This is a genomic window from Streptomyces sp. NPDC002577 (assembly GCF_053594815.1).
Genome location: NZ_JBSFWK010000005.1, coordinates 231,859 through 251,137 on the forward strand (window position 1 = coordinate 231,859; position 19,279 = coordinate 251,137).

The window sequence follows — 19,279 nt, forward strand, 5'->3', positions numbered from 1 at the left end:
TACCGCCGGAACCCGCTCACCGCGACGGCCGCGTACAACCGCCCCTTGCCCACGAAAAACCTCCCCCGAGCGCCGCACACATCCGGCCGCCGGCCGGCCTCCGGCCAGCCCGTTCCGGGTGCTCCGGGCCAAAGCGCAAGAGCCTAACGGGCATACCCGGGTGCCTGCCACTTGATTACGGCACGCGGTGCGCGCCACCCCCCGGCGCGGAACTCATGATGCGAAAGTGTGCAAAGGCGTATGAAGGGCGCGTACGACGTGAAACGGGAGTACGGCACAAAATGAGCGACGAGCCGCAGCAGCACAAAGGAGGCTGGGCGCCGCGGGACGCCGGGCCCAAGTCTCCAGGGGCCCCGGCCGCGGGCCCGGCCCCGGGCACCGGCGCGGCCCTGGTTCTGGACGGCGCGTCAGGCCGGCCCGGGCCCGCCGCCGCGGGCACCCCCGGCACGCAGCCGGAGGTCGCGCCGACCGCCGGCGGCCCCCGGCAGCCGAACCGCACCGGCTGGCGCCGCGCCGTGCCCACCTGGCGCATGGTCCTCGGCGGTTGCCTCGGCCTGGCGGCGCTGTGCATCGGCGGCTTCGTCGCCGGCTATCTGCTCGTACGGATTCCGCCCGCGAACGCGGCCGCGGTGGCGCAGAGCAACGTCTACCTGTACTCCGACGGCTCCCCGCTCGCCCGCGACGGCGACGTCAACCGCGAGAACGTCGCCCTCGCGAGCATCCCCAAGTCCGTGCAGCACGCCGTTCTCGCCGCCGAGGACCGGGACTTCTACTCCGAGCCCGCAGTCGATCCCGCGGCGATGATCCGCGGCGCCTGGAACACCCTCATCGGCAAGGGCAAGCAGTCCGGCTCGACCATCACCCAGCAGTACGTGAAGAACTACTACCTGGGCCAGGAGCAGACGGTCACCCGGAAGGTGAAGGAGTTCTTCATCTCGATCAAACTGGCGCGCGAGGTGAGCAAGGACAAGATCCTCGAGGGCTATCTGAACACCAGCTACTTCGGCCGCAACGCCTACGGCATCCAGGCCGCCGCCCAGGCCTACTACGGCGTCGACGTGCAGCACCTCGACACCGGGCAGGGCGCCTACCTCGCGACCCTCCTCAACGCCCCGAGCGCCTACGACGTCGTGGCCCACCCCCAGAACATGACCAAGGCCATCGCCCGCTGGGACTACGTCCTGGACGGCATGGTCAAGGAGGACTGGCTCACCCCCGCCGAACGCGACGGCATGCGCTTCCCCGTCCCCCACGAGGCCAAGCCCGCCGCCGCGATGTCCGGGCAGCGCGGCTATATCGTCCAGGCCGTCAACGACTACCTCATCAGCCACAAGATCCTCGACGAGGACGCGCTGGAATCCGTCGGCGGCTACCGGATCACGACCACCATCGAGAAGAAGCAGGAACAGGCCTTCGTCGACGCCGTGGACGACCAGGTGATGTCCCAGGTCAAGAAGGACACCCGGACCGCGGACCGCAACGTCCGCGTGGGCGGCGCGTCCGTCGACCCCGACACCGGCAAGGTCATCGCGATGTACGGCGGCATCGACTACACGCAGCAGTACGTCAACAACGCGACGCGCCGCGACTACCAGGTCGGCTCGACGTTCAAGCCCTTCGTCTTCACGGCCGCCGTCGAGAACCGGTCCAGGACCCAGGACGGCCGCCCCATCAACCCCAACACGATCTACGACGGCGACAGCAAGCACCGCGTGGAGGGCTGGCGCGGCAAGCCCTACGCCCCCGAGAACGAGGACAAGACCGACTACGGCCCCATCACCGTACGAGACGCCACCGACAACTCCGTCAACGCCGTCTACGCACAGATGGCCGCGGACGTCGGCCCCGACAAGGTGAAGGCGACCGCCGTCCACCTCGGCATCCCCCAGGACACCCCCGACCTCAGCGCCTCACCGTCCATCGCGCTCGGCACGGCCACCGCCAGCGTCCTCGACATGGCGCAGGCGTACGCGACCCTCGCCAACCACGGCAGATACGGCGCGGCCACACTCGTCGAGAAGGTCACCCGGCAGGGCGAGTCCATCGGCCTGCCCAAGCAGCACACCCAGAAGGCCGTCAGCCGCGAGTCCGCCGACACGACGACCTACATGCTGCAGAGCGTCGTCGAGGACGGCACAGGCTCCGCCGCCCAGGCCGCCGGGCGCCCCGCCGCAGGCAAGACGGGCACCGCCGAGAACGACACCGCGGCATGGTTCGCGGGCTACACGCCGGACCTCGCCACGGTCGTCGTCGTCATGGGCCAGAACCCGGTCACCGGCGAACACACACCCCTGTACGGGGCGCTCGGCGAGTCACGGCTCAACGGCGGCGGATACCCGGCACGCATCTGGGCGCAGTACACGGACGCCGCGCTGGTCGGCAGGGACGTCCACGACTTCGACCTGCAGCTGGCCGAGGGCGCGGACGAACGCGACCCGTACGAGGACTGGGCCGAGGAGGAGTGGTACCGGCGCCGCCAGGGCCTCCCGGGCTCGAAGCCGAGCAAGAAGCCCGGCGCCAAGCCGAGCAAGAAGCCGGGCACCGCGCAGGGCGGAAAGCCCGGAGACAAGAAGACCGGCGGCAAGGGCCGCCCCCCGCAGAATCCGGGGCAGACACCCGGCGGCCGCACCCAGGGCCCGGCTCAGGGCACACAGCCCCAAAGGCCCCGCCTCCCCCAGGGCGGCACCGGAGACATCCGGCCCCAGGCACCACCCGCAGGCGGCGCGGCCGGCCCCCAGGGCCAGACCACACCGCGGCGGGACTGAGGACGAGCCACCCCGCCCGGTGGACCCGGCGCTCACACGTAAGGCCTGGTGACAGCAGTCACCAGGCCTTACGCACATCACTGTCAGAGATAGAGACCGGTCGAGTCCTGGGAACCCTCGAAACGGTCCGCGGCCACCGCATGCAGATCACGCTCGCGCATCAGCACGTACGCCACACCCCGCACCTCGACCTCGGCCCGGTCCTCGGGGTCGTACAGCACCCGGTCGCCCGGCTCCACGGTCCGCACGTTCTGTCCGACCGCGACCACATCGGCCCAGGCCAGCCGCCGCCCGACGGCCGCGGTCGCGGGGATCAGGATGCCGCCGCCGGAACGCCGCTCGCCCTCATTGGCGTCCTGCCGCACCAGCACACGGTCGTGCAGCATCCGGATGGGCAACTTGTCGTGGTGGGTCTTCTCGCTCACGCTCCGAACCTACCTGTCTCCACCCCACCCGCACCCCGGAGGGTCAGCGCTTCCGCTTGCGCGAGCTCATGGCCAGCAGCCCCACGACCCCGACGACGACGATCGCCACGGGCACGATCCGCTCGAAACGCGGCGCCCCCTGCTCCGACACCAACCCCGCCCGCACACCGCTCACGGCCCGGTTGACGCCGACATACGCCCGCCCGAGCGTGTGATCGACACTGGAGACGACCTTCGCTCTGGCATCCCCGACGATCGTCTTCGGGTGCACCCGCATCCCGATCTCATCGAGGGTCTCGGCCAGCCGGTCACGCCGGAGCCTGATGTCCGCCTCGATCTGCGCAGGGGTCCTGGCATCCGACACCGCGCCGCCTCCGTGGTCGTATCCGATGGTCTTGATGGTCTTGAGTCCTACGTACTGGTCGACAGTCTGTCAGCTTCCCGCCCGCCGCACCCCACGGCGCCCCCCTATTACCCTCGTTCCGTAACCAGTCACGGGGGGTACGCCCCCTTTGCCGTCCCCCTTGCGAGGAGACCGAAGAAGATGAGCGAGCGACTCCAGCCCGGCGACACCGCCCCGGCCTTCACCCTGCCCGACGCCGACGGCAACGAGGTCTCCCTCGCCGACCACAAGGGCCGCAAGGTCATCGTCTACTTCTACCCGGCCGCCCTCACCCCCGGCTGCACCAAGCAGGCCTGCGACTTCACGGACAACCTGGAGGTCCTCGCCGGCGCCGGCTACGACGTCATCGGCATCTCCCCCGACAAGCCGGAGAAGCTCGCGAAGTTCCGCGAGCAGGAGTCCCTCAAGGTCACCCTGCTGGCCGACCCCGAGAAGACGGTCACCGAGGCCTACGGCGCGTACGGCGAGAAGAAGAACTACGGCAAGACGTACATGGGCGTCATCCGCTCCACGGTGATCGTGGACGAGGAGGGCAAGGTCGAACGGGCCCTGTACAACGTGCGGGCCACGGGCCACGTGGCAAAGATCATCAAGGATTTGGGCATCTGAGACCCACTCCCACCCCTACTCGAACGGCCCGTACCGGCTTGATCCGGTACGGGCCGTTCCACATTCCGGTCGTGACTGTCCGATAAGCAGCTCGTTACTCCGTACGAGCCGCGAACATGTGGCCGGAGACGGAGGGGAATCAATGGGGGCCAGTGCGTACGCCAAGGAGCGGCGGAGGACGCGGCTCGCGGGGCGCGGACGATGTCGGAGGCGTTGGAGAGGTTGGGGGTGGATCCGAGGAACTCGACACGGCGGTATGTGTCCGAGCGGATGAAGAAGCTGGGGGTGGACACGTCGCACTTCGAGCGCGAGGGGGCCAAGTGGACGAGGGAGATCCTCGAGCCCGTAGTCGCCCAGTCCACGAGCGTCAACGACGTCGTACGCCGACTCGGACTCGACTCTGTGGGCGGTCACCAGACCAACATCGCCCGACGCATCAAGTCGTACGGGATCGACACCTCGCACTTCACGCCTGTGGTCCGCACGGAGCGCATGAGATACAACCAGCGCCGCCGGACCGCCGAGGAGATCCTCGTCGAGGACACCTCGACGACACACCCCAAGCGCACACCGAGCAGTCGTCTCAAGAGGGCGATGCGCGAACTCGGTCTGGAGGAGCGGTGCACCCTCTGCGGAATGGAGCCGGTGTGGCTCGGGGAACCCCTGCCGCTTGAGGTCGACCACATCGACGGCAACTGGCGGAACAACCGGATCGAAAACCTACGGCTCCTGTGCCCCAACTGCCATTCGACAACGGACAGTTACCGAGGGCGCGGCAAGAGCCGGGCCGGGAATTGCGCCTCATGAGCAACGGCGTGCAGTACACCCGCGAGCAACTGGCGGAAGCCGCCGAACAGTGTTCCAGCATCGACGAGGTTATCGCCTTCTTCGACACCCGGCCGTACGACAATCTCCGGCGATACCTCGTGAAGCGTTTTCGTCACTTCGACATCAACATCTCGCATTTCCGCCCTTCCGGCAGACGCCCGCGCCCCACGCACGAAGAGTTGCGTAGGGCGGTCGCCGAATCGGCCTCCCTGGCGGGAGTACTTCGCCACTTGCATCGGCCGAACAACGGCCGGCAGCGCACACTACTGCGTCAGTGGATCGCCGAGGAAAGCCTCACGCCCGCGCACTTCCTGGGGCAGGCGCACCAGCGAGGAAAGCCGGGCACCAACGCGCAGCGCCCCGAAGAGATCCTGGTCCGACACGACCGCAAGCACCGAACAGGGACCTCGCGGTTGCGCCGTGCGCTCTGCGGCATCGGCGTACCCGAGGAGTGCGCCAGGTGCGGAGTCGGCCCGGAATGGCTCGGCAAGCCAATGACACTGGAGGTCGATCACATCAGCGGTGACTGGAGCGATGACCGGCGGGAGAATCTGCGGCTGCTGTGCCCGAACTGCCACGCGATCACCACTACGTGGTGCCGAGGCGGGCGTGGACGTTCCTCTCAAGCGAACGCCTCATGACCGGTACCATGGCCGTGCACGCGGCCGTGTCGTAACTGGCAGCCGAGCTGCGTTTAGATCGCAGTGGGCGAAAGCCCGTGTGGGTTCGAATCCCACCGGCCGCACGCACACAGAGGGGCCGTCCGGTTGGGCGGCCCCTCTCTCGTATGTCAGCCCAACAACTCCCGCACCACCGGCACCAACGCCCGGAACGCCTTCCCCCGGTGGCTGATCGCGTTCTTCTCCTCAGGGCTCAGCTCCGCGCACGTCCGCGTCTCGCCCTCCGGCTGAAGGATCGGGTCGTAGCCGAAGCCGTTCGTGCCGGCCGGGGTGTGGCGGAGGGTGCCGGTCAGGCGGCCCTCGACGACTCGTTCCGTGCCGTCCGGGAGGGCGAGGGCCGCGGCGCAGGCGAAGTGGGCGGCGCGGTGTTCGTCGGAGATGTCGCCGAGCTGGGCCAGGAGGAGCTCGAGGTTGGCCTGGTCGTCGCCGTGGCGGCCGGCCCAGCGGGCGGAGAAGATGCCGGGGGCGCCGCCGAGTACGTCGACGCAGAGGCCGGAGTCGTCGGCGACGGCGGGCAGGCCGGTGGCCTGTGCCAGTGCGTGGGCCTTGAGCAGGGCGTTCTCGGCGAAGGTGACGCCGGTCTCCTTGACGTCGGGGATGTCCGGGTAGGCGTCCGCGCCGACGAGGTCGTGGGTGAGTCCGGCGTCGGCGAGGATGGCCTTGAGTTCGGTGATCTTTCCGGCGTTGCGGGTGGCGAGGATCAGGCGGGTCATGCCCACCAGTATCGCGGGGCGGGAGGGGCGGCCCGCCCGCGGTCCCCGTGCGGGCCGTTTTACGGCGTGCAGACCTTCGTCAGTTCGCCCGCCGCGTCGGTGACGGGGCTGATGTCGGGTGTCTGGTCGCCGTTGTCGACGGCCTTGCGGACGTTGGTGACGGCCTTGCCGAGGTCGTCGACCGCCTTGTTGACGTCGGCGTTGTCGGTCTTGTCGCCGATCTCGTCGAGGTTCTGGTCGATGGAGTCGAGTGCTTCGGCGGTCTGGGTCGGGTCGTTGGCGGCGTTCTCGACGGCCTGGTCGAGTTCCGTGACGCTGTCGGCTATGGCGTCGGCGGTCTGTACGCAGTCCAGTGCCTTGTCGACGGCGCTGCAGCCGGCGGCGAGCGGCGTGGCGAGTGCCAGGCTCGCCAGGGCGATGGCGGTGCTGATGCGTCGGCGGCGCGGTGCCATGTCGGCGGTTCCTCCCGGGAGTTGCGGACGGGCGCACGGTTTTGCCCGTGCGCCCGCACCTGTAGTAACGCCGGGAGGGGCCTTCTTGGTTGCTTCTTTACTCTGTCTCCTCGTGGCCCTTGCCTGCCGGGCACCACGGTGGCGGGTCGGAGGCCGAGAAGCTGACCGGGGCCGGGGGCGCGGCTACTGCTGCTGTTCGAGGGCGGCGCGCTGGATGGCGGTGAGTTCCGTGCAGCCGGAAACGGCCAGGTCGAGCAGTGAGTTGAGTTCGTCGCGGGTGAAGGGTTCGGCTTCGGCGGTGCCTTGGACCTCGACGAACCGGCCGTCGCCGGTGCAGACGACGTTCATGTCGGTCTCGGCGCGTACGTCTTCCTCGTAGCAGAGGTCGAGGAGTGGTACGCCGCCGACGATGCCGACGGAGACGGCGGAGACGGTGCCGGTGAGGGGGTTGCGGCCGGCCTTGACGAGTTTCTTCTTCTGGGCCCAGGCGACGGCGTCGGCGAGGGCGACGTATGCGCCGGTGATGGCGGCGGTGCGGGTGCCGCCGTCGGCCTGGAGGACGTCGCAGTCGAGGACGATGGTGTTCTCGCCGAGTGCCTTGTAGTCGATCACGGCGCGCAGGGACCGGCCGATGAGGCGGGAGATCTCGTGGGTGCGGCCGCCGATCTTGCCTTTGACGGACTCGCGGTCGCCGCGGGTGTTGGTGGAGCGGGGCAGCATCGCGTATTCGGCGGTGACCCAGCCTTCGCCGCTGCCTTTGCGCCAGCGCGGGACGCCTTCGGTGACGGATGCGGTGCAGAAGACCTTGGTGTCGCCGAAGGAGATGAGGACCGAGCCCTCGGCGTGCTTGCTCCAGCCGCGTTCGAGGCGTACGGGGCGGAGCTGTTCGGGCGTGCGGCCGTCGATTCGTGACATGCTGCCGAGCCTAGCCCGAATGGTGAAGGCCCCGTTCCGGTGTGGGTGCGGAACGGGGGCTGGCGGGTGGCTTCGCTGGGGCGAAGCCTCACCCTCGGTTCACATCATGTCTTCGATGTCGGCCGCGATGGGGTCGGCGTCGGTGCCGATGACGACCTGGATCGCTGTGCCCATCTTGACGACGCCGTGTGCTCCGGCGGCCTTGAGTGCGGCCTCGTCGACCTTGTCCGGGTCGATGACCTCGGTCCGCAGGCGGGTGATGCAGCCTTCGATCTCTTCGATGTTGTCGATGCCGCCGAGCCCGGCAACGATCTTCTCAGCCTTGGTGGCCATTTCTTGCTCCGTTCACCTTGACCCGCTTTGTCACGGTAACTCACGGTCGGGCCGTCTCCACGGGCGGTCATGTCACTCGCCGCATCCACTGGTCTACACCAGTATTCCCACCGCCGCCAAGCCCGGCTCATGCCTCATTCGGGACTGATCGCTACAGCCTCGCCGTCCCCTATAACGAACGCCACACGGCCATCGCGACCACTGAGAACTGCTTTATGGCACGATTTCCCGATATGTCCAGTGGCACAAAATTCGTGGGTTCCTTATCCAGCCTTCACCGTGCTACAACAGGTCTACACCAGTCAGTGGTGTAGACCACATCCCCTGCTGCCATTCCTCATTCCCCCATGCCCCCGGCAGCACCCGGCACACGGAGGACGTTCATGAGCACCGGTACCGAAACCGCGGCCCCCGCGGCCCCCGCGAAGAAGAAAGCGGGGGCGAGCCTGTTCCAGGGTCTGCAGAAGATCGGGCGCAGCCTGCAGCTGCCGATCGCCGTGCTGCCCGCCGCCGGCATCCTGCTGCGCCTCGGCCAGCCGGACGTCTTCGGCGCCAACGGGCTCGGCTGGGACAAGGTCGCATCGGTCTTTGCCACCGCCGGTGGCGCGGTCTTCGACAACCTGCCGATGCTCTTCTGTATCGGTGTCGCCATCGGCTTCGCCAAGAAGGCCGACGGCTCCACCGCGCTCGCCGCGCTGGTGGGCTTCCTGGTCTACAGCAACGTGCTCAAGGCGTTCCCGGTCACCGAGGCCAAGATCCAGAAGGGCGCGGACATAGCCGCGACCTACAACAACCCGGGTGTGCTCGGCGGCATCGTGATGGGTCTGCTGGCCGCCATGCTGTGGCAGAAGTTCCACCGCACCAAGCTGGTCGACTGGCTCGGCTTCTTCAACGGCCGCCGGCTCGTCCCGATCATCATGGCCTTCGTCGGCACCCTGGTCGGCGTCGTCTTCGGTCTGGTCTGGGAGCCCATCGGTGAGGGCATCAGCAGCTTCGGCGAGTGGATGACGGGTCTCGGCGCCGTCGGTGCCGGTCTCTTCGGCGCCATCAACCGTGCGCTGATCCCGGTGGGCATGCACCAGTTCGTGAACACCGTCGCGTGGTTCCAGCTCGGCGACTTCACCAACTCCGCCGGCCAGGTCGTCCACGGCGACCTGAACCGCTTCTTCGCGGGCGACCCGCACGCCGGTATGTTCATGTCCGGCTTCTTCCCGATCATGATGTTCGGTCTCCCGGCCGCCGCCCTGGCCATCGCGCACTCTGCCCGTCCCGAGCGCCGCAAGGCCGTCCTGGGCATGATGATCTCCCTCGCCCTGACCTCCTTCGTCACGGGTGTCACCGAGCCGATCGAGTTCTCGTTCATGTTCATCGCGCCGGTGCTGTACGCGATCCACGCGGTGCTCACGGCGATCTCGCTGGCCGTGACCTGGATGCTCGGCGTCCACGCCGGCTTCACGTTCTCGGCGGGCTTCATCGACTACGCGCTGAACTGGAACCTGGCCACCAAGCCGTGGCTGATCATCCCGATCGGCCTGGTCTTCGCGGTGATCTACTACGTGGTCTTCCGCTTCGCGATCGCCAAGTTCGACCTGCCGACGCCGGGCCGCGAGCCCGAGGCGGAGGTCGAGGACCTCACCAAGGCGTAACCTCACCAGGGTGTAAACAGGCCCTGGACAGCACGGAGGCCCCCGGAGCAAGCGAGCTCCGGGGGCCTCTGCCATGTTCTGCGGGGCGCAATATCGTTCTACGCGGCTGGATCCCGTACGGCCTCGTGCGGGCCGGACCCTCGTACGTCTAGATCTCGTACGACACCCCGGCCGCCGCCAGGTCCACCGGGCCGTCGAACACGGCCCGCGCGTCGGCGGCATTGACCTCGGGGTCGGTCCACGGCGGGATGTGGGTCAGCACCAGGCGCCGGACCGCGGCGCGCTGGGCGAGCTCGCCCGCCTCGCGGCCGTTGAGATGGAGGTCGGGGATGCTCTCCTTGCCGTGCGTGAACGCGGCCTCGCACAGGAACAGATCGGTGTTGAAGGCGAGTTCGACCAGGGAGTCGCACATCCCGGTGTCCCCGGAGTACGTCAGTGAGGAACCGCCGTGCTCGAGGCGGATGCCGTACGCCTCGATGGGGTGGCGCACCCTCTCCGTGTGCACCGTGAACGGGCCGATGTCGAAGGTGCCCGGCTTGACGGTGTGGAAGTCGAAGACCTCGCTCATCGACGACGCGGAGGGCGTGTCGCCGTAGGCGGTGGTCAGTCGCTGCTCGGTGCCCTCGGGTCCGTGGACGGGGAGGGGAGCGGCGCGGCCGCCGTCGTGCCGGTAGTAGCGCGCCACGAAGTAGGCGCACATGTCGATGCAGTGGTCGGCGTGCAGATGGCTGAGGAAGATCGCGTCGAGGTCGTAGAGACCGCAGTGGCGCTGCAGCTCGCCAAGGGCGCCGTTGCCCATGTCGAGGAGCAGCCGGAAGCCGTCGGCCTCGACGAGGTAGCTCGAGCAGGCCGATTCCGCGGACGGGAACGACCCCGAGCAGCCGACGACGGTGAGCTTCATGGAGCAGAAACCTCCGCTGGCAGGATGAGAAAACGGGGGTCGTGCGGTGCGTCGAGCGTAAGGCGCAAAAGCCTTCGTCGCTTCTCCGTCACGGGCTGTTGTGGGCGAACTCACCTGCTGTGTCACCGGATCGGATGGCGGTGCGGCCGGTGCCCGCCGACGCTGATCGCGGGAGCGGCCGCGGGGTACGGAGGCGGGGCGCGCAGCGGGCCGGGCGCGCCGGTACCGTCGGTACATGGACACGTCCTGGTGGCTCGCCCTGGCCGCCGTGGTGCTGCTCGCGCTGGTCGCGGCGCTGGCCGACGGCTGGGGGCCGCGCGGTGGGCGCCGCCCCGGCGGCAGGACCCGGGCGCCGGGACGGCCCGGTGAGCGGCCGGGGCCGCCGCGGCGGTGGGCGGCGGGGCGCCCCAGGCCGAAGCCGGCGGAGATCTGGTGGGCGAACGTGCCGTACGAGCAGGAGGGCGCTGCTCCGGGGCGTCCGGGTGGGGCGGCGCGTGGTGCCGTGCGGGCCAAGGACCGGCCGTGTCTGGTGCTGTCGGTGCACGGTGACACCGCGCTCGTCGCGAAGATCACCAGCAAGTATCGCGACGAACGCCCGGGTGTGATCCCGCTGCCGCCGGGGTCTGTGGGGGATGCGCAGGGCCGCCCCAGCTTCCTGGAGACGGACGAGCTGCGGAACGTGGCCGTGTGGGAGTTCCGGCGGCGGGCCGGGGTGGCGGACCCGGTCCTGTGGGACCAGGTCCGCCATCTCGCGCGTTAGGCGCCTGCCTGTGGGCGGTGCGGCGGGCGGCTTTAGGCCCAGAGCTGGCCGTGCAGCGTCTCGATGGCCTCTTCCGTCGTGGCGGCGGTGTAGACGCCGGTCGACAGGTACTTCCAGCCGCCGTCGGCGACGATGAAGACGATGTCCGCGGACTCGCCCGCCTTGACCGCCTTGTTGCCGACGCCGATCGCGGCGTGCAGCGCGGCGCCCGTGGAGACGCCCGCGAAGATCCCCTCCTGCTGGAGGAGTTCCCGGGTGCGGGTCACGGCGTCTGCGGAGCCGACCGAGAAGCGGGTGGTCAGCACGGACGCGTCGTACAGCTCGGGTACGAAGCCCTCGTCGAGGTTGCGCAGGCCGTAGACGAGGTCGTCGTAGCGCGGCTCGGCGGCGACGATCTTGACGTCCGGCTTGTGCTCGCGCAGGTAGCGGCCGACGCCCATGAGCGTCCCCGTCGTGCCGAGGCCCGCCACGAAGTGCGTGACGGACGGCAGGTCGGCGAGGATCTCGGGGCCGGTGGTCGCGTAGTGCGCGCCGGCGTTGTCCGGGTTGCCGTACTGGTAGAGCATCACCCAGTCCGGGTGCTGCTCGGCCAGCTCCTTGGCGATGCGCACGGCGGTGTTGGAGCCGCCCGCGGCCGGGCTGGGGATGATCTCCGCGCCCCACATGGCGAGCAGGTCGCGCCGCTCCTGCGAGGTGTTCTCGGGCATGACGCAGATCATGCGGTAGCCCTTGAGCCTCGCGGCCATGGCGAGCGAGATGCCGGTGTTGCCGGACGTGGGCTCGAGGATGGTGCAGCCGGGCGTGAGCCGGCCGTCCTTCTCGGCCTGCTCGATCATGTGCAGCGCGGGGCGGTCCTTGACCGAGCCGGTCGGGTTGCGGTCCTCGAGCTTGGCCCAGATCCGGACGTCCTCGGACGGGGAGAGCCGGGGCAGCCGTACGAGCGGCGTGTTGCCGACGGCTGCGAGGGGGGAGTCGTACCGCATGCCGATCAGGCCATACCGCCGGCCACGGCCGGCAGGATCGTCACGCTGTCGCCGTCGGCCACCTTGGTGTTGATGCCGTCGAGGAAACGGACGTCCTCGTCGTTCAGGTAGACGTTGACGAAGCGGCGCAGCTGGCCGCCGTCGACGATCCGGGCCTGGATTCCGGCGTGCCGGGTCTCGAGGTCGGCGAAGAGCGCGGCGAGGGTGTCCCCGCTGCCCTCGACGGCCTTCGCACCGTCGGTGTACTGGCGGAGGATGGTCGGGATGCGGACCTCGATGGCCATGGACTGGGCTCCTGTCGGAAGGTTTCTGGTCGGTGGGCGCGCGGCTGCGCTGCATGCGGTTGCGTTGCGTGCGGTGGAGCGTGGGGCGCCGCGGCTCACGGCCGTACGGCGGGGCGGCTCAGCGCCGACAGATGGCGCTCGCCAGCCTGCACAGGTCGACGTGCAGCCGCGCCACGAGCAGCACGCCCGGCGTCTTGTCGCTCACGTCGTCGATAACCATGGGGTCATCGTATCGATTCCCGGTCCGGGTTCCGGAATGGCATCTCATGCACTGGACGATTGCCGTTCGCCAGCCGGACCGGCTCCGCCGGGGCCGCGCTCTTCGGCGGGTTCCGGGTCGGCCGCGCCTCAGGCGTAGGCCTCGACGACCTTCACTTCCTCCTCCGTGACCTCGCCGTCGACGATGCGGAACGAGCGGAACTGGAAGGGTCCCGCGTCGTCGGTGTCCGCCGTGGACACCAGCACGTAGTGGGCGCCCGGCTCGTTGGCGTACGAGATGTCGGTGCGCGACGGGTAGGCCTCGGTCGCCGTGTGCGAGTGGTAGACGATCACGGGCTCCTCGTCCCGGTCGTCCATCTCGCGGTAGAGCTTGAGGAGGTCGCCCGAGTCGAACTCGTAGAACGTCGGGGAGCGGGCGGCGTTCAGCATCGGGATGAACCGCTCGGGGCGGCCGGAGCCCACGGGGCCCGCGACGACGCCGCACGCCTCGTCGGGGTGGTCCTGGCGCGCGTGCGCGACGATCTGGTCGTGGAGGGCCTGGGTGATGGTGAGCATGACGCTCAGGATATGCATGCGGGCCGCCCGTACCGAAGGGTGGTACGGGCGGCCCGCATGCTGGACGCCGTGGGCGCGGGTGCGGCTCAGCCGGCCTTCTCGGGTGCGGCTCAGCCGACCTTCTCGAGGCTGGGCTCGCGGCGCTCCGTGACCTCGGGGTTCCGGGCCTTCAGGACGAACCAGCCGACGGCCAGCGCGGCGGCCCAGCCGGCCATGACGTACAGGCAGATCCGGGAGTCGGCGTCGTACGCGATGATGCCGGTGACGAAGAGCAGGAACACGACCGCGATCCAGCTGCACACCGAGCCGCCCGGGGCGGGGAAGGAGGACGCGGGCAGGCGCCCGGCGCCGACCGCGCGGCGGTACAGGATGTGGCTGACGAGGATCATCAGCCAGGTCCAGATGCCGGCCGCGGTGGCGACCGAGGTGACGTAGCCGAACGCCTTCTCCGGGACGATGTAGTTCAGGACCACGCCGATGCCCATGAAGAGCACGGAGACGGTGATGCCGAACGCGGGGGTCTTGGAGGCGGACAGCTTGTTGAAGACCTTCGGGGCCTCGCCGTTGTCGGCCAAGGTGCGCAGCATGCGGCCGGTGGAGTACATGCCGGAGTTGCAGGACGACAGGGCCGCGGTGAGCACCACGAAGTTCACGATGCCGGCACCGGCGGGGATGCCGATCTTGGCGAAGGCCGCGACGAACGGGCTCACGCCGGGCGCGAACTCGGTCCACTTCACGACGCAGAGGATGACGGTGAGGGCACCGACGTAGAAGAGTGCGATGCGCCAGGGCAGGGTGTTGATCGCCTTGGGGAGGGTCTTCTCGGGGTTCTCGGACTCACCGGCCGTGACGCCGACGAGCTCGACGGCGAGGTAGGCGAACATGACGCCCTGCAGGGTCATCAGCGAGGAGCCGATGCCCTTGGGGAAGAAGCCGTCGAAGGCCCAGAGGTTGGAGACGGCGGCGGTGTCGCCCGCGGAGCTGAAGCCGAACGTGAGGACGCCGAGGCCGATGATGATCATGCCGAGCAGCGCGGTGACCTTGACCATCGAGAACCAGAACTCGATCTCGCCGAAGAGCTTCACCGAGATCAGGTTGGCCACGAACAGGACGACCAGGAAGACGAGGGCCGTGACCCACCGCGGGATCGACGGGAACCAGAAGTGGACGTAGATCGCGGCGGCGGTGAGTTCCGCCATGCCGGTGACGACCCACATCAGCCAGTACGTCCAGCCGGTGAAGTAGCCGAAGAACGGGCCGAGGAACTCGCGGGAGTACTCGGCGAAGGAGCCCGAGACCGGGCGGTACAGCAGAAGCTCGCCCAGCGCCCGCATGATGAAGAAGATGATCACGCCCGCGAGGGCGTACATCAGGATGAGGCTGGGACCGGCCTTGGCGATGTTCGCCCCGGCGCCCAGGAAGAGGCCGACGCCGATGGCGCCGCCGATGGCGATCATCTGGACCTGGCGGCTGCCGAGCCCTCGCTCGTACCCCTCTTCGGGGGCGTCGCCGCCCACGGCCTCATTGCCGGCGTAGTTCTTGTCGACCTGCGCAGAGGTCATGATGGTGTGCGCCTTTCTCCACGCCGATCCGAGCCGTCCCGGCTTCGGATCGGATCTCGATCCCCCTGGATGTGATGGAGTTGTGCCGGCCGGCGGTCTGCCGGCGTGGGCGCCCCCGCCGGGGCATGGGTGGCTCCCGCCGGGTGGTCGTGAAGATCTATCACGGCCGCTGAGGTGATCGACTGAGGCGGATATGGCACACGCCACAGGAAGAAGCGGACAAAAGTGTGCTCAACACGCCATAAGCCACCGTTTTGGTGACTGGATCGTTATTCGGATTTGAGCGTCCGTTGAGCGAACACCCCTATGTCGGCCCTGCCGATAGCAAATCCCCCATGTCGTGACATGGGGGATGGGTTCGGGTGGCGCGTCAGGGCATCAGGGTGTCGACGAGCGTCTCCTGCAGACCGCCCAGCCACAGATACGCCATCACCATGGGCTTGCGCGGATCCTCGTCCGGCAGCCGGTAGAGCACGTCGGTGTCCTCCTCGTCCGTGATGTCGAGGCGGGAGCCGATCGCGAGGCGCAGGTCGTTGAGCGCGCCGAGCCACTGCCGGGACTCGTCGGGCGACAGCTCGAGCACGGCGCCGCCATGGCCCGCGACCGTCAGCGCGTCCAGGGAGCGGATCACCGCGAGGGCGTCCTCGCGCTTCTTCGCCCGCAGGTCGTTCTCGGTGAAGCGGCGGAACTCCGAGGAGTGCGCCCGCAGCTCCTCGGCTTCGCCGGGCGCGGCCTCATGCCCGCCGGGCCCGCCGTAGGCGTCCGGGAAGAGCCGCTGCAGTACGGGGTCGGACGGCGGCTCGCTCGGGCCCTCCGCGAAGAGCTCGGCGAGCGGGTCGTCCGACGCGTCACCGCCCGGACCCGGTCCGACGAGTTCCAGAAGCTGGACCGCCAGCGACCGGATGATGGAGATCTCGACCTCGTCGAGTGCGACGGCCGCGCCGCCCCCGGAGATCGGTTCGAAGTGTCCTGGCATGAGGGAGAGTCGTCTGCTTCCGGTCCTGGGGAGAGTCGCTGCTTGCGGTGCTTGCGGTCCGAAGGAGAGTCGCTACTTCCGGTCCTGCTGGAGGGTGGCCCACAGACCGTAGCCGTGCATGGCCTGAACGTCGCGTTCCATCTCCTCGCGCGTCCCGCTGGAGACCACCGCCCGGCCCTTGTGATGGACGTCGAGCATCAGTTTCGTGGCCTTGTCCTTGGAGTACCCGAAGTAGGCCTGGAAGACGTACGTCACGTAGCTCATCAGATTGACCGGGTCGTTGTGGACGATCGTGACCCAGGGGACGTCGGGCTCGGGTACGGCGAAGGACTCCTCCGCGGACTCGGGGCGTTCGACTTCTAGGGGTGCTGGGGCCGTCACAGGGCCCATGCTGCCACTTGGGGTGGGGGACCGCACAAACGGCCCGGCGGTGCCCGCCACAAATGAACCACGGAAATCGTCAGAGTGACGAGATTTAGGGGTAGCATCGCTCGTATGCCCCAATTCCGGGGGCACGCCCCCCGGACCCCCGGCCTGCGACCGGGGTGCCCCACGAGTCACGAGTCATCGCGAGGAGATCCACAGTGAACGCTGCGGACCTGCGCCTGCCGGTGGACGTCCCGTCCACGGCCCTCTTCACGGACCACTACGAGCTGACGATGCTCCAGGCCGCCCTTCGCGCGGGCACGGCCGGCCGCCGGTCGGTCTTCGAGGTCTTCACGCGCAGACTGCCCGAGGGGCGCCGCTACGGAGTGGTGGCCGGCACCGGCCGGGTGCTGGACGCGGTGGAGAACTTCCGGTTCGACGAGGACGTCCTCGGCTTCCTGCGCGAGCGCGGCGTCGTGGACGAGCCCACCCTCGCCTGGCTGGCCGAGTACCGCTTCAGCGGCGACGTCTGGGGCTATCCCGAGGGCGAGGTCTACTTCCCCGGCTCCCCCATCCTGCGCGTCGAGGGCTCCTTCGCGGAGTGCGTGCTGCTCGAGACCGTGATCCTGTCGATCCTCAACCACGACTCGGCGATCGCCGCCGCCGCGTCGCGCATGTCGTCGGCGGCCGGCGACCGCCCGCTGATCGAGATGGGCGCCCGCCGCACCCACGAGCTGGCGGCCGTGGCCGCATCGCGGGCCGCCTACATCGGCGGCTTCACCAGCACCTCGGACCTGGCCGCGGGCTTCCGGTACGGCATCCCGACGGTCGGCACGTCCGCGCACGCCTTCACGCTGCTGCACGACAGCGAGCGCAACGCGTTCCAGGCCCAGCTGGCCTCGCTCGGCACCGGTACGACACTGCTGGTCGACACCTACGACGTGGCCGAGGCGGTGCGCACCGCCGTCGAGGTCGCGGGCCCCGAGCTGGGCGCCGTGCGCATCGACTCCGGCGACCTGCTGCTGGTCGCGCACCGGGTGCGCCAGCAGCTGGACGAGCTGGGCGCCAAGAACACGAAGATCGTCGTGACGTCGGACCTGGACGAGTACGCGATCGCGTCGCTGCGGGCCGCCCCCGTGAACGCGTACGGCGTCGGCACCCAGCTGGTGACCGGCTCCGGGCACCCCACCTGCTCGATGGTCTACAAGCTGGTGGCGCGCGCCGACAGCGACGGCCCGGCGGCTCCGCTCGTCCCCGTGGCGAAGAGGGCGACGGGCGGGAAGACGTCGATCGGCGGCCGCAAGTGGGCCGCGCGGCGGCTCGACGAGTACGGGGTCGCGGAGGCCGAGGTGATCGGCTCCGGCCCGGTCCCGGCCGGGCTCGAGGACCAGCAGCTGCTGGTCGAGCTCGTCAAGGGCGGGGATGTGGTCACCCGCGAGCCGCTCGACGTGGTCCGCGAGCGGCACTTCGAGGCCCGCGCCCGGCTGCCGCTGTCGGCGACCCAGCTGTCCCGCGGGGAGCCGGTCATCCCGACCGAGTACGTCTGAATACGTCGGCCCCGCATGCCCCGGTCAGGCACGTGCGTTCGAAACTTCTGGTGCTGCCGGGGCGCAACGCCACGGCTGGGAAGGCCCGCGCATGAACGCGAGGTGAGCGGGAATGCAACGACAGCGCAGACCCGAATCCGCAGGCGGGCAAGGACCCCCTCCCGCAACGCACTTGAAGTCTCTAGGCTCGGTTCCACAGGCCGAGCCGCGCCATCCGAGACCCCCGGCCGGGGGCCCGGGGAGCCCTCCCCGGGACGTCACAGCCAGCCGAAGGACAGCCACCATGCGCCGCGCCTTGATCGTCGTAGACGTGCAGAACGATTTCTGTGAGGGCGGCAGCCTCGCGGTCGCAGGGGGTGCCGACGTCGCTGCCGCCATCACCGAACTGATCGGCCAGGCCCCCGCGGGGTACCGCCATGTCGTCGCCACCCGCGACCACCACATCGCGCCCGGCGACCACTTCTCGGACCGGCCGGACTTCCGCCACTCCTGGCCCGCGCACTGCGTGGCGGGCACCGAGGGCGTGGGCTTCCACCCGAACTTCGCGCCCGCGGTCGCCTCGGGAGCGATCGACGCGGTCTTCGACAAGGGCGCCTACGCGGCTGCGTACAGCGGCTTCGAGGGCGTCGACGAGAACGGGACGCCGCTGGCCGACTGGCTGCGCGAGCGCCAGATCACCGAGGTCGACGTGGTGGGCATAGCCACGGACCACTGTGTGCGCGCGACCGCCCTGGACGCGGCCCGCGCGGGCTTCCGCACCCAGGTCCTGCTGGAGCTCACCGCGGGGGTCGACGAGCAGACGACCGAGCTGGCGCTCGAGGAGATGCGCGAGGCGGGCGTGGAGCTCACGGGCAAGCCCGTCGTGTAGCGGGCCCGCTCCTCGCGCCCTGGTGGCCCCTTCTCGCACTCTGGTCCGCCCGCGCGCCCCGCTCACGTCCTCTGTGCCACCGGGCCGCGGAAGAGCGCCTTGATCGGGTGGTAGAGCTCCCTGACGTCGTCCGGTGCCGTGCGCCACACCAGGTTGTCGGGATGGTGCAGGACCGCCGTTATCTCGTCCGGCGTGGGCGGCGCGAGGTTCCCGCGGAGGTACACCGCGCGCAGACCGAGGTTGCGCAACCGCGTCAGGGCGCGGGCCCGGTTGCCCGCCTGCACGACCACCCGCACGTTCTCGCCGTCCCCGCGGGCGGCGGGGTTCGGCAGTGTCAGTGCGACGACCACGCTTCCGTCCGGCAGCTTGCAGAAGCCTCCTGCGGCCATACGTGTCATACCCCCGTAAGACGTCGTGTCAATAACGGACCCACAGGAGGCACCTAAACACGATCGGCCGCCGCCCGCCAGAGGGCAACGGCCGATCATG

22 protein-coding genes, 1 tRNA gene and 1 pseudogene are annotated in these 19,279 nt (G+C 69.4%); 9 read left to right on the top strand and 15 right to left on the bottom strand.

Annotated elements, in window-relative coordinates; all coding sequences use genetic code 11:
- Positions 1-281: 281 nt before the first annotated feature.
- On the top strand, positions 282-2,765 hold the full coding sequence (locus ACWD4J_RS10275) for a transglycosylase domain-containing protein (RefSeq protein WP_451394886.1): 2,484 nt from the start codon (positions 282-284) through the stop codon (positions 2,763-2,765).
- Between the two features lie 83 nt (positions 2,766-2,848).
- Here ACWD4J_RS10275 and ACWD4J_RS10280 read toward each other — a convergent pair whose 3' ends face one another.
- Both ACWD4J_RS10280 and ACWD4J_RS10285 read right to left on the bottom strand, forming a co-directional pair.
- Positions 2,849-3,190: a GroES family chaperonin gene (locus ACWD4J_RS10280; protein ID WP_451394887.1), complete on the bottom strand. Its 342-nt coding sequence runs from the start codon at positions 3,188-3,190 to the stop codon at positions 2,849-2,851.
- A gap of 43 nt (positions 3,191-3,233) precedes the next feature.
- On the bottom strand, positions 3,234-3,554 hold the full coding sequence (locus tag ACWD4J_RS10285) for a DUF3618 domain-containing protein (RefSeq protein ID WP_451394888.1): 321 nt from the start codon (positions 3,552-3,554) through the stop codon (positions 3,234-3,236).
- A gap of 180 nt (positions 3,555-3,734) precedes the next feature.
- On the opposite strand from ACWD4J_RS10285, the gene bcp reads away from it, so the two are divergent.
- The 4 genes and pseudogenes from bcp to ACWD4J_RS10305 all read left to right on the top strand — a co-directional run bounded on the left by bcp (position 3,735) and on the right by ACWD4J_RS10305 (position 5,775).
- Positions 3,735-4,202, top strand: a complete 468-nt coding sequence (bcp, locus tag ACWD4J_RS10290) for a thioredoxin-dependent thiol peroxidase (RefSeq protein WP_451394889.1) — start codon at positions 3,735-3,737, stop codon at positions 4,200-4,202.
- A 142-nt stretch (positions 4,203-4,344) separates the two neighbouring features.
- A pseudogene (locus ACWD4J_RS10295) lies at positions 4,345-5,009 on the top strand (HNH endonuclease signature motif containing protein).
- The gene (locus ACWD4J_RS10300) at positions 5,006-5,671 is read left to right on the top strand and encodes an HNH endonuclease (protein WP_451394890.1); all 666 of its coding nucleotides are present in this window, start codon (positions 5,006-5,008) and stop codon (positions 5,669-5,671) included. The pseudogene ACWD4J_RS10295 and the gene ACWD4J_RS10300 overlap by 4 nt, the downstream one beginning before the upstream one ends.
- Before the next feature lie 20 nt (positions 5,672-5,691).
- A tRNA-Leu gene (locus tag ACWD4J_RS10305) sits at positions 5,692-5,775 on the top strand.
- A 45-nt stretch (positions 5,776-5,820) separates the two neighbouring features.
- Here ACWD4J_RS10305 and rdgB read toward each other — a convergent pair.
- The 4 genes from rdgB to ACWD4J_RS10325 all read right to left on the bottom strand — a co-directional run bounded on the left by rdgB (position 5,821) and on the right by ACWD4J_RS10325 (position 8,123).
- Entirely contained in the window at positions 5,821-6,423 is a 603-nt protein-coding gene (rdgB, locus tag ACWD4J_RS10310) for an RdgB/HAM1 family non-canonical purine NTP pyrophosphatase (protein ID WP_451394891.1), read from the bottom strand.
- A 59-nt stretch (positions 6,424-6,482) separates the two neighbouring features.
- Entirely contained in the window at positions 6,483-6,875 is a 393-nt protein-coding gene (locus tag ACWD4J_RS10315; protein ID WP_451394892.1) for a hypothetical protein, read from the bottom strand.
- A gap of 183 nt (positions 6,876-7,058) precedes the next feature.
- Positions 7,059-7,790, bottom strand: a complete 732-nt coding sequence (gene rph / locus ACWD4J_RS10320; protein ID WP_451394893.1) for a ribonuclease PH — start codon at positions 7,788-7,790, stop codon at positions 7,059-7,061.
- Between the two features lie 99 nt (positions 7,791-7,889).
- Entirely contained in the window at positions 7,890-8,123 is a 234-nt protein-coding gene (locus tag ACWD4J_RS10325; RefSeq protein WP_451394894.1) for a glucose PTS transporter subunit EIIB, read from the bottom strand.
- Between the two features lie 383 nt (positions 8,124-8,506).
- On the opposite strand from ACWD4J_RS10325, the gene ACWD4J_RS10330 reads away from it, so the two are divergent.
- Positions 8,507-9,769: a PTS transporter subunit EIIC gene (locus tag ACWD4J_RS10330; RefSeq protein ID WP_451394895.1), complete on the top strand. Its 1,263-nt coding sequence runs from the start codon at positions 8,507-8,509 to the stop codon at positions 9,767-9,769.
- Between the two features lie 148 nt (positions 9,770-9,917).
- Here the strand turns inward: ACWD4J_RS10330 and ACWD4J_RS10335 are convergent, their stop codons facing one another.
- A complete protein-coding gene (locus ACWD4J_RS10335) occupies positions 9,918-10,670 on the bottom strand; it encodes an MBL fold metallo-hydrolase (protein WP_451394896.1) in 753 nt (250 codons plus the stop codon).
- Positions 10,671-10,905: 235 nt separating this feature from the next.
- Here ACWD4J_RS10335 and ACWD4J_RS10340 point away from each other — a divergent pair, with 235 nt between their 5' ends.
- On the top strand, positions 10,906-11,430 hold the full coding sequence (locus ACWD4J_RS10340; protein WP_451394897.1) for a type II toxin-antitoxin system PemK/MazF family toxin: 525 nt from the start codon (positions 10,906-10,908) through the stop codon (positions 11,428-11,430).
- A 32-nt stretch (positions 11,431-11,462) separates the two neighbouring features.
- Here ACWD4J_RS10340 and ACWD4J_RS10345 read toward each other — a convergent pair whose 3' ends face one another.
- The 7 genes from ACWD4J_RS10345 to clpS form a co-directional block, all read right to left on the bottom strand.
- Positions 11,463-12,413, bottom strand: a complete 951-nt coding sequence (locus ACWD4J_RS10345; RefSeq protein WP_451394898.1) for a PLP-dependent cysteine synthase family protein — start codon at positions 12,411-12,413, stop codon at positions 11,463-11,465.
- A 5-nt stretch (positions 12,414-12,418) separates the two neighbouring features.
- Positions 12,419-12,697: a MoaD/ThiS family protein gene (locus ACWD4J_RS10350; protein WP_451394899.1), complete on the bottom strand. Its 279-nt coding sequence runs from the start codon at positions 12,695-12,697 to the stop codon at positions 12,419-12,421.
- Positions 12,698-12,815: 118 nt separating this feature from the next.
- The gene (locus tag ACWD4J_RS10355) at positions 12,816-12,917 is read right to left on the bottom strand and encodes a putative leader peptide (protein ID WP_451394900.1); all 102 of its coding nucleotides are present in this window, start codon (positions 12,915-12,917) and stop codon (positions 12,816-12,818) included.
- A gap of 128 nt (positions 12,918-13,045) precedes the next feature.
- Positions 13,046-13,471 (bottom strand): Mov34/MPN/PAD-1 family protein, encoded by a 426-nt coding sequence (locus ACWD4J_RS10360; RefSeq protein ID WP_451394901.1) that lies wholly within the window; start codon positions 13,469-13,471, stop codon positions 13,046-13,048.
- A 110-nt stretch (positions 13,472-13,581) separates the two neighbouring features.
- Entirely contained in the window at positions 13,582-15,033 is a 1,452-nt protein-coding gene (locus tag ACWD4J_RS10365) for an amino acid permease (protein ID WP_451394902.1), read from the bottom strand.
- 370 nt (positions 15,034-15,403) lie between these two features.
- Positions 15,404-16,009: a DUF2017 domain-containing protein gene (locus ACWD4J_RS10370; RefSeq protein ID WP_451394903.1), complete on the bottom strand. Its 606-nt coding sequence runs from the start codon at positions 16,007-16,009 to the stop codon at positions 15,404-15,406.
- Positions 16,010-16,081: 72 nt separating this feature from the next.
- Positions 16,082-16,399 carry an ATP-dependent Clp protease adapter ClpS gene (gene clpS / locus ACWD4J_RS10375; protein WP_451394904.1) on the bottom strand — a complete coding sequence of 106 codons (318 nt, stop codon included), beginning with the start codon at positions 16,397-16,399 and terminating at the stop codon, positions 16,082-16,084.
- A 194-nt stretch (positions 16,400-16,593) separates the two neighbouring features.
- Here clpS and ACWD4J_RS10380 point away from each other — a divergent pair, with 194 nt between their 5' ends.
- Positions 16,594-17,922 (top strand): nicotinate phosphoribosyltransferase, encoded by a 1,329-nt coding sequence (locus ACWD4J_RS10380; RefSeq protein ID WP_451394905.1) that lies wholly within the window; start codon positions 16,594-16,596, stop codon positions 17,920-17,922.
- Between the two features lie 283 nt (positions 17,923-18,205).
- A complete protein-coding gene (locus ACWD4J_RS10385; protein ID WP_451394906.1) occupies positions 18,206-18,790 on the top strand; it encodes a nicotinamidase in 585 nt (194 codons plus the stop codon).
- Positions 18,791-18,852: 62 nt separating this feature from the next.
- On the opposite strand, the gene ACWD4J_RS10390 is transcribed toward ACWD4J_RS10385, so the two are convergent.
- A complete protein-coding gene (locus ACWD4J_RS10390; protein ID WP_451394907.1) occupies positions 18,853-19,179 on the bottom strand; it encodes a hypothetical protein in 327 nt (108 codons plus the stop codon).
- Positions 19,180-19,279: the final 100 nt, after the last annotated feature.

Bases quoted from the DNA above. Each gene is read 5' to 3' on its own strand.
- ACWD4J_RS10325 (WP_451394894.1), bottom strand. From the start codon at position 8,123: ATGGCCACCAAGGCTGAGAAGATCGTTGCCGGGCTCGGCGGCATCGAC.
- ACWD4J_RS10300 (WP_451394890.1), top strand. From the start codon at position 5,006: ATGAGCAACGGCGTGCAGTACACCCGCGAGCAACTGGCGGAAGCCGCC.
- ACWD4J_RS10350 (WP_451394899.1), bottom strand. From the start codon at position 12,697: ATGGCCATCGAGGTCCGCATCCCGACCATCCTCCGCCAGTACACCGAC.
- ACWD4J_RS10390 (WP_451394907.1), bottom strand. From the start codon at position 19,179: ATGGCCGCAGGAGGCTTCTGCAAGCTGCCGGACGGAAGCGTGGTCGTC.
- clpS (WP_451394904.1), bottom strand. From the start codon at position 16,399: ATGGGCCCTGTGACGGCCCCAGCACCCCTAGAAGTCGAACGCCCCGAG.
- ACWD4J_RS10330 (WP_451394895.1), top strand. From the start codon at position 8,507: ATGAGCACCGGTACCGAAACCGCGGCCCCCGCGGCCCCCGCGAAGAAG.
- ACWD4J_RS10335 (WP_451394896.1), bottom strand. From the start codon at position 10,670: ATGAAGCTCACCGTCGTCGGCTGCTCGGGGTCGTTCCCGTCCGCGGAA.
- bcp (WP_451394889.1), top strand. From the start codon at position 3,735: ATGAGCGAGCGACTCCAGCCCGGCGACACCGCCCCGGCCTTCACCCTG.
- ACWD4J_RS10385 (WP_451394906.1), top strand. From the start codon at position 18,206: ATGCGCCGCGCCTTGATCGTCGTAGACGTGCAGAACGATTTCTGTGAG.
- ACWD4J_RS10355 (WP_451394900.1), bottom strand. From the start codon at position 12,917: ATGGTTATCGACGACGTGAGCGACAAGACGCCGGGCGTGCTGCTCGTG.
- ACWD4J_RS10345 (WP_451394898.1), bottom strand. From the start codon at position 12,413: ATGCGGTACGACTCCCCCCTCGCAGCCGTCGGCAACACGCCGCTCGTA.
- rph (WP_451394893.1), bottom strand. From the start codon at position 7,790: ATGTCACGAATCGACGGCCGCACGCCCGAACAGCTCCGCCCCGTACGC.
- ACWD4J_RS10340 (WP_451394897.1), top strand. From the start codon at position 10,906: ATGGACACGTCCTGGTGGCTCGCCCTGGCCGCCGTGGTGCTGCTCGCG.
- ACWD4J_RS10275 (WP_451394886.1), top strand. From the start codon at position 282: ATGAGCGACGAGCCGCAGCAGCACAAAGGAGGCTGGGCGCCGCGGGAC.
- rdgB (WP_451394891.1), bottom strand. From the start codon at position 6,423: ATGACCCGCCTGATCCTCGCCACCCGCAACGCCGGAAAGATCACCGAA.
- ACWD4J_RS10360 (WP_451394901.1), bottom strand. From the start codon at position 13,471: ATGCTCACCATCACCCAGGCCCTCCACGACCAGATCGTCGCGCACGCG.
- ACWD4J_RS10365 (WP_451394902.1), bottom strand. From the start codon at position 15,033: ATGACCTCTGCGCAGGTCGACAAGAACTACGCCGGCAATGAGGCCGTG.
- ACWD4J_RS10315 (WP_451394892.1), bottom strand. From the start codon at position 6,875: ATGGCACCGCGCCGCCGACGCATCAGCACCGCCATCGCCCTGGCGAGC.
- ACWD4J_RS10370 (WP_451394903.1), bottom strand. From the start codon at position 16,009: ATGCCAGGACACTTCGAACCGATCTCCGGGGGCGGCGCGGCCGTCGCA.